Raw genomic sequence first — 12,110 nt, forward strand, 5'->3', positions numbered from 1 at the left:
GCGGATCGCCCGCTCCCCTTCGAGGATCAGAAACGTGACCGCAGCGTCACGCCATAGGTCCGCGGCTCGGCAAGATAGGCCGAGAAGATCTGCCGACCGCCCGGATATTGCGGATCGGTGAAGGGCGCGCTCGCCGCGCCTTCTTGGAAGGGCGAGTTGAACGCCACCTGGGTGTAGTTCTCGTTGAAGATGTTCTGGCCCCAGAATTCCAGCGCCCAGCGCTGGTCGGGCCCACGGACGCCGATGCGCGCGTTGAAGAGCGCGAAGCTGTCCTGCTCCTTTTGCGGGAACAAGTCGGACCCCGTATTAAAGTCGTCCGTGAGACGGCTGTCGATATAGAACAGTCCGCTCAACCCCGAACCGCCGATGTCGGGGGTCCAGGCAAACGATGCCGTCGCGACGATCTCGGGCGCGTTCGACAGATTGTCACCCGGCAGCTTGCGCAGCGCCTGGTCGAGCGGTGCGCCCGCCGCGTTGCCGACCAACTGCTCGCGATATTTGGTGTCCGAATAGGTCAGGCCCAGCCCCACTCGGATATCGCGATGCGGCACCAGCGATGCTTCGAGTTCGACGCCCTGCGAACGTACCCCGTACGTGACGTCATCGGCCCCGCACGAACCCGTCGTCGCGGCGCCGGCGTTGTAGTTGGCGGTGCCCGGGAACTTGTTCTGGTCGCGGTCGCCGCCGTTCAGATTGCTGCTGCAACCATTGATGTTCTGGACCAGGAAGACCGTGCCGTTGAACGTGTTGAGCTGGAAGTTCTTAAACTCCTGCCGATAGGCCGCGATGTTTAGGCTGAACGGCCCGGTCGAATATTTGAGGCCGATTTCAAAGGCATTGACCGTCTCGGGGTCGAACTGGAGGTTGCGAACCAGCGCCTGCGTCCCCGCCTGCCCGCCGAACGGCAGGATCGGCACCTTGAGTGCCGAGCGGTCGAGATTGAAACCGCCAGCCTTGTAACCGCGCGAGTAGGAGCCGTAGACCATCAGGTCGTCGGTCGGCTTGTACGAGACCACCGCGGTGCCGGTGAACTCGTCTTCCTTGCGCTCGTCGTTGATCGACACGCCGTTGAGCTCGGCAGTCGAATTGCCCTGGCACGACAGCCCGAGGATACCGTCGATCACTGCGGTCAGCGCGGCATTGGGCCGTAGCGGCAGTAAGGCCGCCTGGTTCTGGGTGCAGGCAACGTTATCGTTGCCGAACCTAGCGTCGAACCGCTTGCGCTCGTTGGTGTAGCGAAGGCCGAAGGTGAAATCCAAGCCCTTGGCTACATGGACGATGTTATGCGTGAACAGCGCCCAGTTGCGACTGTTCTGGTCGTAGATGTCGAGCGTCGATCCGCGATTGTTGATCCCGTCGAGCCGGTCGAACCCGGCATAGATCACCGGGGAAGCTGCGCCAAACGCGGCCGGGCGTGCCGCCAGACACCCCGCGGAGGTAGGCGAGTACAGAGCCGCAAGTGCGCTGCCGCTGACGATACGGCAGGTCGCGAACCTGCCATATTGGTTGCCGAAGCGGAGATTGTCGGTGACCTCGAGGTCCTCGTTGGCGAAATAGCCACCGATCAGCCAGTCGAGGCTCTCGTTGAACGCGGTGCCCTGAAGCCGCAGCTCCTGGCTGAACGTCTTGAAATGCCGTGCCGAATTGCCGTCCGCGGCGCGATAGAGGAGATCGACAAAGCTGTAGTCGGTATCCGATCCCTGGTCGCTCCGATAGTCGCGATACGCAGTGATCGAGGTCAGCTTGGCCCCGCCCAAATTAAGGTCGATCTGCAGCGATCCGCCCCAATCCTTGGTGATGCCGGCATAGCTCCGGCCAGGGCTGACATAGATGTCGCGGCTATAGCCTTCGGTGAACGCCGCGGCCGGCTGGCCCAGCCCTTGTAGCACGCGAACGATGTTGTTCTGCGCCGGATCGTTGAGCCCGCCGATATACTCGTTCATCTGCTTGTTGACGTACGTTGCGGCGCAGCATTCCTCGTCGCGGTGGGTATAGTCGCCGATCAGCCGGATCGTCAGGTCGCTCGACGGCTCGAACATCAGCTGGCCGCGGACGAAATAGCGGTTGCGGTTGTTGATGTCGCGATCGTTGGTCAGATCTTGGTAGAAGCCGTCGCGCTTGACATAGACGCCATCCACCCGCGCTGCGAGCGTATCGCCCAGCGGCGCGTTGAGATAGCCCGAGAGGCGCAGGTGATCGTAATTGCCATAAGTGACCTCTGCGCCCGCCCCGAAGGTCGGCGAGGGCGCTTTGCTGGTGATGCTGATCAGGCCCGCCGAAGCATTGCGTCCGCCCAGCGTGCCCTGCGGCCCGCGCAGCACTTCGATCCGGTCGATCTCGCCCAGTTCGTTGAGGCCGATGCCCGAACGCGAGCGATAGACGCCGTCGATGAACACCGCGACCGAGCTTTCGAGGCCGGGATTGTCGCCGACCGTGCCGATGCCGCGGATACGCGCCGAGCCGTTGGCCTCGCTGCCGGTCGAGGAGACGAGCAGCGACGGCGCGACCTGGTTGAGCGCGCGGATGTCGGTCGCGCCCGATTGCTGGAGCGTCTCGGCACTGATCGCCGAGACCGCGAGCGGCACGTCGGCGAGCACCTGCGCGCGGCCCTGGGCCGTCACGACGATCACGTTCGAGTCGTAGCCGCTATCGTCCGCCTGGTCGGCGGGTTCGGCGGTGGTGCTTCCCTGCGTATCCTGCGCCCAGGCGGGCGCCGCGAGCGCCATGACCATAGCCGGAGCCGCGCAGGCCGATAGAAGGCGTAACCGCATCATCCTCTCCTCTCCACCACGGGCCGGAACGCTTGGCGGTTCCATACCCTAGTCTCGAATAACACCTGTTTAGCGAGACGGCGTCAAGCGTAACAAACGTTGCAAAGCGGGACTGGATGAGAGGTGTTGCCCGATTGCACCAGTGCGAACGCGGGGTGCGCCGCAGCAAACCGAGTTTTGGAAATCGGGCATGGCCTAGGCTACATCACTTCGCTCGAACGAGCGGGAGCAATCCAGGATCAGTAGCCGTTCAGCCGCGCGAAGCGGTCGCGGTGCCATGCGGCATTGCCCCACATCGCCTCGAGCACCCGAGCGCGCTTCAAATAGAAGCCGGCATCATGCTCGTCGGTCATCCCGATCCCGCCATGGAGCTGGACCATCTCGCGGCTGACCAGATGGAGCGTCTCGTTCGCGGTCGCCTTAGCGAGGCTGACCTCCTGGCTGACGTTCGCACGCCCAGAATCGATCGCCTCCAGCGCACCCTCGACCACCGATCGCGTCAGCTCCAATTCGGTGAGCATCTTCGCCATGCGATGCTGGAGCGCCTGGAAGCTGCTGAGTACCTGCCCGAACTGGACGCGCGTCTTGAGATAGTCGTTGGTCTGCGCGAACGCCGCCTCGGCCATACCGAGCATCTCGGCCGACAAAGCGGCGGCCGCACGATCGGTCACCTGGGTGACGAGATCCCGGCCACCCTCCAGCTTCTCCGCCCGCGCGCCCTCGAAGCGGACCTCGGCATGGCTGCGCGCGTCGACCAGCTTCCGCGCACTGCGCGTCACGCCCTCGTCGCCCGACACGAGGTACAGCCCGTCGGCGGCCGCCACGACGAACAGCCGTGCGCTATCCCCCTCGGCAACGAAATACTTGGTGCCGCTGAGCCTGCCGTCCTCGACGCGCGTCTCGATCCGCTCGGGCGCGAAGCGCGGCCCCTCGTCCACGGCAAGTGCCGCGACCACGTCACCCGCGGCGATCCGCGGCAGCCATTCGGCCCGCTGCGCCTCCGAACCGCCTAGGATCAGCGCGCTCGTCGCCGCAGCGGTGGCGGCAAGCGGCGTCGCGACAAGGTTGCGCCCGAGCTGCTCGAGCACGAGCCCTAGCGACAGATAGCCCATCCCCGCGCCACCCTGCGCCTCGGGCACCAATATCCCCGCCCAGCCCATCTCGGCCTGCGCGCGCCAGGCATCGGCGTCGTAGAATGCAGCAGGCGCCGCATCGCGCATCTTCCGGAACGCCCCGACGGGCGCCTCATTGTCTGCCCATTCGCGCGCCATGTCGCGCAGCATCGTCTGTTCTTCAGTAAGGACTGCCATGTTTTGGTCCTCGTCAGCCCAGCGGAAGCTGGAATCTCGCGCCGCAAGCGCATGTCGGGTGGAGACCGACCCCAGTTTTCGCTGGGGTGACGGCGCTATTGATGGTCCAGCATCCCCAGGATGCGCTTAGCGATCACATTGTTCTGGATCTCGCTCGATCCGCCATAGATCGACACCGCCTTGCCGAAGAGCCAGGCCCGCGCATCCTTGAGCGCATCTGCCTCGAACCCCTCGCCTTCCCAGCCCAACCCGGCGAGCCCACGGATCTCGATCAGCAATTCGGAGCGCTCTTGGATCAGCCGCGCGCCGACATTCTTCATGATCGACGTGGTCGCCGAAGGACCCTGGTTCGACGCAACCTCCTGCGACGCCCGTCGTAGCGTCGCGAGGAACGCCCGGAGATCCATCTCGTGCCGCGCAATCCGCCCGCGCAGCTCGGGATCGGCGATCCGTCCCTGTTCGTCCTCGCCGACGAACGTCTTGGCTAGCGGCGCCAGCGGCGTGCCCTGCGCGAACAATCGACCCGCCGCCGATCCGCCGCCCGACAGGCTCGACCGTTCGTGCTGGAGCAGCCGCTTGCCGATCGTCCAGCCCTGCCCCTCCGCGCCAACGCGATTGGCCTTGGGCACCTGCACATTGGTGAAGAAGGTCTCGCAAAAGGGCGACGATCCCGAGATCAGCCGGATCGGCTTTACCTCGACTCCCGGCGTATCCATGTCGCAGAGCAGGAAGGTGATCCCCTCATGCTTCTTCGTCCGGTCGGTACGCACGAGCATGAAGCATTTGTCCGCCCATTGCCCACCGCTGGTCCATGTCTTCTGCCCATTGACGAGGTAATGATCGCCCTTGTCTTCGGCGAAGCACTGTAGCGAGGCGAGATCCGAACCCGCGCCCGGCTCCGAATAGCCCTGGCACCAGCGGACCGTGCCCTTGGCGATCGCTGGGATATGCTCGCTTTTCTGTTCCTCGCTGCCATATTCGAGCAACGTAGGCCCAAACATCATCACGCCCATCCCGCCGATCGGGTTCCACGCGCCGATCCGCGCCATTTCCTCCTGCAGCACGCGCGCCTCGGCCCGGCTCAGCCCGCCGCCGCCATAGTCGCTTGGCCAGGTCGGCACGCCCCACCCCTTCTCGCCCATCGCCGCCTGCCAAGCGTCCTCCTCGGGCGAATTCTCGTGCGGCCCCTCGACCGCCGACATCGCATTGTCCTTGCCCTTGAGCGAAGGCGGGAAATGCGCTGCCAGCCAGTCGCGGACTTCGCTGCGGAAGGCGCCCAGCGGGTCCGCCGGCGCATCGATCTCGGGTGCCGTCGCCATCATCCTCTCCTCGGCCGCATCGGCTCGATTCGAAAATGCGGTATGGCAACGACAGCGTCAAGTCATCCCGACGTCCTCCCCGTTGCGGGCCGGAATACAGGGTGGTCTAGACTACACGCTTCCCCCGGGTCCGGCTGGTCAAATGGAACGACCCGCACCGATCGCACCGATATGGCCTGAGCACCAATCCCGATCTGCGGACGACGGCAAGCGCATGGTCCTCGGACGGATATCGCAGCTTCCGTCGGCAGACGCTAAGCTTGGTGCGCACGCCGCCCCACCAGCGCCAGCCCCACCAAACTTAGCATCGCAGCCCCGGCAAGATAATAGCCCACCAGCCCCAGCCCGCCGCGCTCGACCAGCGCCGCGGCGATCAGCGGCGTCAGCCCTCCCCCGATGATCCCGCCCAGGTTGAACGTCACCGACACGCCGGTATAGCGCACCCGCGCGGGGAACAGACTCGGTAGCCACCCGCCGAGCGGCCCGTACACGAACCCCATCACGAAGAGCCCGCCCGCCAGCCAGAGGAACACGCTGCCCAGCGCGCCAGCAATGACGAACCACCCGATCGTCAGCCCCGCGCCCACCGTCGCGACGCAGCCGATCGCCAAAATGCGCGTCGCGCCGTGCCGGTCCGCCAGGCTCGACGCAACCCAGATCCCCGCCGCCATGAACAGGATCGCCACCAGCTCGACGCCCAGGAAGGTCTCGCGGCCATAGCCCAGACCCTTGGTGGCATAGCCGATGATGAACACCGTCGAGATATAGAACAGCGCGAAGCACGCGACGGTGCCGACCGTCCCCGCCAGCGTCGGCAGCCAATGGTCGCGGAACAGCTCGCCCACCGGGATCTTGGACGGCGGCGCGGCCTCTTGCGCGGCGACGAACGCCGGGGTCTCGGTCAGCTTGACGCGCACCCACAGCCCCAGGCTCACCAATCCCGCGCTGGCGAGGAAGGGCAGCCGCCAGCCCCATTCGCGGAACTGCTCGTCGGTGAGGAGCGCGCCGAGGATCAGGAAGAACCCGTTTGCGAAGATGAACCCCACCGGCGCGCCCATCGGCGGGAAGCTGCCATAGCGATTGGCCCAGCCGGGCGGCGCATTCTCCACCGCAAGCAGGCTCGCCCCGCCCCATTCGCCGCCCAGCCCCAGCCCTTGGCCGAAGCGCAGCAGGCAGAGCAACGCCGGCGCCACCCACCCGATCATCGCGTAGGTCGGCAGGAACGCGATCAGCACGGTCGAAATGCCCATCAGCATCAGCGACGCGACTAGGGTCGACTTCCGCCCCATGCGGTCGCCGAAATGCCCGAACACCAGCCCGCCGAGCGGCCGGGCGAAGAACGCAACGCTGAAGCTGGCATAGGAGGCAAGCTGCGCAATCCCCGGATCGGTGGTCGGGAAGAACAGCGCGGGGAACACTAAGGCCGCCGCCGTCGCGTAGATATAGAAATCGTAGAACTCGACCGAGGTACCGACCAGGCTCGCGAATAGGATGCGGCGGTGCGAAGCGATCGGTGCGGCGGTCATGTCCCTCTCCCCAATCGGCTCACCTAGTCCCAAACCCGCCATGCCCGCAAATTGAATGCCGTGGAGCCGTCATCGTCGTGTCCCCGATTTAAATCCTAGACAGTTTCGACTCTGTATCGATTGCATCACCACGATGGCGAAGAGGGAGTGACCGTGCGTGAAACGTCGGCACGACGCAGGCTGCTATCGCCGCTTGCCCCGGGCGTGCTCGTATGTTTCTACAACCCGCGCAGCACTTCCGAGCCGATCTGCATGCCAATGGCAGGGGCGTGAAGTTCAACCAGGAAATCGCGGCGCGCGCGATCGAAAAGGCTATTGCCCGGGTCTGACGATCCCGGGCAATGGCCTCACATCACTTCGAATTCGCGGCAGGCTGCGGGGACGGCCAGCGGCGTACTGGTTGCGTTGCCCAAGGCGTCGCCGACAAAGTTGTTCGTGGCGTCGGTTATCCTGTTCTTCAGCGCATAGTTGATCGCACAATAATCAACGGCCGCATTGGGCCGCGCAATTACGTTATTGCGGAATATCTCCAGTACGCCATTAAACCAAAGCGTCCGAAGCACACCGTCTCTTCCGCCAAAATAGTTGCCATCCATCTTCGCAAAGGAGGCGCCATATTTGCTCTCCATGCTATAGATTTGACCGCGATTGTGCGTAATCGTTAAGGTGGTATTGTATATCCCGAAGCTTCCGTCGATCCAGTTATAGTTAACAGGAATGCGGCTGCCCGATTCGGAGAAGCTCAGCGAAGTACCCGATAGATAGTTGCACCGCACCGTCATGATGCTGGTATCGCCCGCGGCAACGCGGTTGCCGGTGAGCGAGTCCGATGCCCTGCGGAAGGTATTTCCGGTGAGTCTGCATTCGGAAATGCTGGAGACGTTGTCGCCTGAGCACTCGAAACCCTGGCCGTTCTTCTGGAACTCCATCACCGAATTGGTCAACGTAAACACCCCCTTGGCGACCACCTTGATGCCGCCGCGCACGATCACGTCGGTGAGGTGTACGTTGGGTTGTTTGACCGTGAGGATACCCGACGACGCCTCCCAACTTGTACCCGCCGGAAGATTGTCAGGCCCGACCGGCTTGAGCGCCGATTCACTTCCCTGGAAGCCAACTGTCTGTCCCGTTCCTCCCGGACCGGGATAGCCAACAGTCGTCTCTGGACAAGTCGGCGTCGGAGTCGGCAAGGTTGTAACTTCGGCGCTACTGAGATCTCCGGCAGATCGGTTGTTAGATGAATCGACCGATAAGATATTGTAAGTATAGAAATTGATCGGCTGCGCGGTGGTGTCGGTGTAAGTCAGGTCCGAAACGATCGCGAGATCTTGGGGTTTGTCACTGCGAATTATCGCATATCGGACCGGACCCACGTCGTCGGTACCCGCAGTCCAAGACAGCGTAACCCGGTTGTGCGTGTAGGAATCTACGGTGACTTTACCAGGCGCAGTCGGCGGATTGGTGTTTATCGGGGTTGGCGTTGAGGTGGCCGATGGTGACGGGGTGGGCGTAGGCGCCGGTGTCGATCCACCCGAGTCGCAACCAGGCAAAGCACTGATAGCGGCTATCATCCCCACCGCCCTAAACAAAATCGCCTTGCGCAACACCGAACCCCCCGACCGTTTAATAATCGGAAGTATCATCCGGGACTTCGCCGAAATACAAAATAATATCTTATCGGCTCGATCAGCCCTGCCCCCATGCCTTAACGGCGCCCAGCATCAGCCAGTAGAGCCCGCCTGACAGCGCCATCGCCGCGGGCAAGGTCAGCAGCCACGCCGCGGCAAGCTGCAGGATCGTGCGCCTTTGCAGCCCTTGCCCGTTCGCCACCGCGGCACCCGCCACGCCCGATGACAGGATATGTGTGGTCGAGACCGGCAGCCCGAAGCGGTCAGCGCTCAGAATCGTCGCCGCGGCGACCAACTCGGCGGTCGCGCCCATGCCATAGGTCATGTGCTGCTTGCCGATCCGCTCGCCAACGGTGACCACGATCCGCTTCCAGCCGATCATCGTGCCGAGCCCCAGCGCGATCGCGACGACCACCTTCACCCACAGCGGAATGAAGCGCGTGCCGGCCTCCAGGCTCTTCTGATAATCCTTGATCGCGCTCAACTCGGCCGGCTGGAAGCCCTCGGGCTTCTTCAGCGCAAGCTTGGTGGTATCGAGCACCAGATACATGTCGTTGCGTACATTTGGGGTCGCTTCGGCGGGCACCTGGCTAAGCGAGCCATAGCTGGCAACGCGCTGGGTCAGGTCCATCGAAAGGCTGTCGAGCGCGGCATAGACCGGCGCACCTTCGACCTTGCGCTGCTGGAGCGCGCTGGTCAGCATCGCGCGGGCCTGGTCGGGCGCCATCTCGATCCCGCCACTGCGCGCGTCGAAAGCCGCGGTCGCGGTGTTGGCGGTCTGAACGAACGCCGGAGTCGCGCTGGTCGGCAGCGTGCGGTTCAGCGCATAGGCGGTGGGCGCGCATCCGATCAGGATCAGCATGATCAGCCCCATGCCCTTCTGGCCATCGTTCGATCCGTGGCTGAAAGAGACCGCGGTGCACGTGAAGATCAGCAGTGCGCGCACGCCGGTGGGCGGCGCCTTGTCACCCTCGGGCGCCTTGTAGAGCTCGGGCCGGCGGACGAGCATCCGCATCACGCACAGCAGCAGCATCGCCGCGCCGAAGCCGATCAGCGGCGCCATCCACAGACCGGTGAGTACCTTCTGCGCCTGGCTCCAGTCGACCCCGGCCGTGCCGCCACGCGACCCGGCCTGGAGCAGCTGGTTGGCAAAGCCGACGCCTAGCACCGATCCAATCAGCGTATGCGACGAGCTATTGGGCAGCCCGACATACCAGGTGGCCAGGTTCCACAGGACGGCGGCAAGCAGCAACGCGAAGATCATCGCGAAGCCCGCGGCCGAGCCCACGTTGAGGATCAGATCGACGGGCAGCAGCGTGATGATCGAATAGGCCACCGCCCCACTCGAGAACATCACGCCCAGGAAGTTGAAGAAGCCGGACCACACCACCGCGAAGTGCGCGGGCATCGAATTGGTGTAAATCACCGTGGCGACGGCGTTGGCGGTGTCGTGGAAGCCGTTGACGAACTCGAACCCCAAGGCGATCAGCAGCGCCAGCGCCAGGAAGGCGAACACCCCGAGCGCCAGTTCCTCGCCCACCCCGCGGGTATCGGCGAGCACGCTCCACCCGGCATAGGCCATCCCGCCGACCAGCAGCGCCGCGAACAGCAGCTTGGCGAGCGGATGGGGCTTATAGTCGAATCGCGAGGCCCGCGGCGTCTCGGCCGTGGGTGCCTGGTCCAGTGCGAGCGTCGCCATATCGCGCCCCTGACCCGGCTTCGTGACAAAGTGATGACAGCCGCGTCTCGAAGCTGTGGATCACTTCTCGAAACAGGTCGTCCGCGTGACCTTGACCACCTTCCCGCCGGCGTCCTTCTGCTCCTGCCGCCCCGGCTCGCACGGCGGCCGCTGCGCCTCGGGCTGGCTCGTCCGCCACGCGACATAGGTCGCGATCACTGCGATCGCGAGCACGATCCCTAGCCTCAGTTTCCGGTTACGCCACATGCCTGTCTCCCACGGCGGCGCCATAGCGCGACCGCAGGGCGCACGCCAAGCGGTTGCCTGAGGTTCGCCCGCGCCGACAAGATAGCTCCTAGCCCGCCGGCGGCCTCTCCACCGACGGCGACACCATCACCAGCTTGGTCGCATCTGCCGCGGGGGTGCCAGGGGTCGGAGTCCTGGCGGGGTCGAGGTTGAACAGCCGCTGGACCAGCGATTCCATCGCCTGGAACACGCCCTCCACGCCGAACCCCGCGACGAAGCACAAGGCCGATGCCGACATGTGGATCGGTCCCAGCAGCCCCTGCTGTCCCTGCTGCGTCCCGTCGGGCGTGACGAACAGCCCGATGCAGGCGCCGATCACCGCGCCGAGCGCCAGTCGGACATAAGCCAGCACGATGTCGCGTGGCGAGAGCAGGCTCTCGCGCATCCGCGCCGATACGCTGCGTACCACCGCCGCGCCCGCGCCGAGCAGCCCGTAGAAGATCGGCAGCACCGAATTGGCAAGGATGCCGAGCGCCACCGCCGCCCATTCGACATGGACGTCGAGCAGTTCGGCGCGGTCGAGCGGTATGCTGTTGGCCTCGGCCGGCTTATCCCAATTCTCGCCGCCCATCAGCGCGATCAAAAACCGCCGGAGCGGCCCGCCCGCATCAAGCCATTTCCGCAGGTTGCGCGCCGCAGCGGCCTGCTGGGCGATCGCACGCTCGATATCGCTGCGATTGGCATTGTCGCGCGTGGTAGCCGTATCGGGCGCCGCGGCAGGCGCCGTTTCGGGTGGGTCGCCAGCCTCTGCGCCTTCCGTCTGCGCGCCTCCTGCCTGCGCAGGCGCCGGCGCAGGCCGCTCGTCCGTGGGGGCGCTGAGCGGTGACGTCTCGCCGACTATCGGCACCGGCGACGCCGGATCGCCCGGCACCGCCGCCTTCCGCAGGTCGACGATCCGCGCCTCGAGGCTGTTATAGCGGTTGAGCAGTGCGCTCCCCGTCGCCACGTCCCATGACAGGAAGCACGTCGCGGTCAGCCAGCCGACCATTCCGAGCAGCAGCGCGTACATCAGCGCACGATAGAAGAGCGCGCTCGCCGCCAGCGCGGGATAGGCCCGCGCCGCCAGCCCGCCGCGCGACGGCGCGCGCTGGCTGGCCCAGCCGATACCGGTCTCGTCCTCACCCGCCTCGCGCCGCCGCCGCGCCTCGGGATCGTACCCCGCGAGCCGCACCAGGATCCGCCGCCACCAGGGCAGCCGTATCGCGTTGCCCGCCTCGCCGGCCATCATTACGGTGAACGCGATCGTCGCCCCAGTCGCCGGGAAGGCGCGATTGTTGAGCAGATCCTTGGCCCGGATCAGCTTGGCGGCGTTGCGCGCCTCCTCGCGCGCGCTCGGTCGATCCTCGGGTCGCGGCGGCCAGGCGATCTCGCAGATCTGCTCGATCCAGCCCCGCTGCATCTGTGCCTCGGACGTTCCGAACACCGGATCGTCGTCGAGGATCATCGGCACGCTCTTGGCCTGGGTCGACGATATGTGATCGAGCAGCAGATAGACCTCGGCCAGCTCGCGCGCGAGGATGAAGTCCTGAATATCGCCGCCCTCGTCGGCCACGTCTTGCGCCATATCGCCCC

Annotated in this window: 8 protein-coding genes; all 8 read right to left on the reverse strand. The window is 65.0% G+C overall.

Going from position 1 to position 12,110, the window contains the following annotated elements:
• Nucleotides 1–26: 26 nt before the first annotated feature.
• Entirely contained in the window at nucleotides 27–2,774 is a 2,748-nt protein-coding gene (locus tag RZN05_RS06110) for a TonB-dependent receptor (protein WP_394804785.1), read from the reverse strand.
• A gap of 236 nt (nucleotides 2,775–3,010) precedes the next feature.
• On the reverse strand, nucleotides 3,011–4,081 hold the full coding sequence (locus RZN05_RS06115) for an acyl-CoA dehydrogenase family protein (RefSeq protein WP_317225731.1): 1,071 nt from the start codon (nucleotides 4,079–4,081) through the stop codon (nucleotides 3,011–3,013).
• Nucleotides 4,082–4,176: 95 nt separating this feature from the next.
• Nucleotides 4,177–5,400 (reverse strand): acyl-CoA dehydrogenase family protein, encoded by a 1,224-nt coding sequence (locus RZN05_RS06120; protein WP_317225732.1) that lies wholly within the window; start codon nucleotides 5,398–5,400, stop codon nucleotides 4,177–4,179.
• Nucleotides 5,401–5,654: 254 nt separating this feature from the next.
• Entirely contained in the window at nucleotides 5,655–6,926 is a 1,272-nt protein-coding gene (locus tag RZN05_RS06125) for an MFS transporter (RefSeq protein WP_317225733.1), read from the reverse strand.
• Nucleotides 6,927–7,273: 347 nt separating this feature from the next.
• The gene (locus RZN05_RS06130) at nucleotides 7,274–8,530 is read right to left on the reverse strand and encodes a fibronectin type III domain-containing protein (RefSeq protein ID WP_317225734.1); all 1,257 of its coding nucleotides are present in this window, start codon (nucleotides 8,528–8,530) and stop codon (nucleotides 7,274–7,276) included.
• Between the two features lie 82 nt (nucleotides 8,531–8,612).
• Nucleotides 8,613–10,253 carry an inorganic phosphate transporter gene (locus RZN05_RS06135; RefSeq protein ID WP_317225735.1) on the reverse strand — a complete coding sequence of 547 codons (1,641 nt, stop codon included), beginning with the start codon at nucleotides 10,251–10,253 and terminating at the stop codon, nucleotides 8,613–8,615.
• A 60-nt stretch (nucleotides 10,254–10,313) separates the two neighbouring features.
• Nucleotides 10,314–10,466 (reverse strand): hypothetical protein, encoded by a 153-nt coding sequence (locus RZN05_RS06140; protein WP_317225736.1) that lies wholly within the window; start codon nucleotides 10,464–10,466, stop codon nucleotides 10,314–10,316.
• 121 nt (nucleotides 10,467–10,587) lie between these two features.
• Nucleotides 10,588–12,102 (reverse strand): hypothetical protein, encoded by a 1,515-nt coding sequence (locus RZN05_RS06145; RefSeq protein WP_317225737.1) that lies wholly within the window; start codon nucleotides 12,100–12,102, stop codon nucleotides 10,588–10,590.
• Between the last annotated feature and the right edge of the window lie 8 nt (nucleotides 12,103–12,110).

The organism is Sphingomonas sp. HF-S4 (assembly GCF_032911445.1).
GTDB classification, from domain to species: Bacteria; Pseudomonadota; Alphaproteobacteria; order Sphingomonadales; family Sphingomonadaceae; genus Sphingomonas; species Sphingomonas agrestis.

What these genes read in the sequence shown, in the direction of transcription:
- RZN05_RS06145 (WP_317225737.1), bottom strand. Translation starts at nt 12,102, where the DNA reads ATGGCGCAAGACGTGGCCGACGAGGGCGGCGATATTCAGGACTTCATC.
- RZN05_RS06115 (WP_317225731.1), bottom strand. Translation starts at nt 4,081, where the DNA reads ATGGCAGTCCTTACTGAAGAACAGACGATGCTGCGCGACATGGCGCGC.
- RZN05_RS06110 (WP_394804785.1), bottom strand. Translation starts at nt 2,774, where the DNA reads ATGATGCGGTTACGCCTTCTATCGGCCTGCGCGGCTCCGGCTATGGTC.
- RZN05_RS06135 (WP_317225735.1), bottom strand. Translation starts at nt 10,253, where the DNA reads ATGGCGACGCTCGCACTGGACCAGGCACCCACGGCCGAGACGCCGCGG.
- RZN05_RS06125 (WP_317225733.1), bottom strand. Translation starts at nt 6,926, where the DNA reads ATGACCGCCGCACCGATCGCTTCGCACCGCCGCATCCTATTCGCGAGC.
- RZN05_RS06120 (WP_317225732.1), bottom strand. Translation starts at nt 5,400, where the DNA reads ATGGCGACGGCACCCGAGATCGATGCGCCGGCGGACCCGCTGGGCGCC.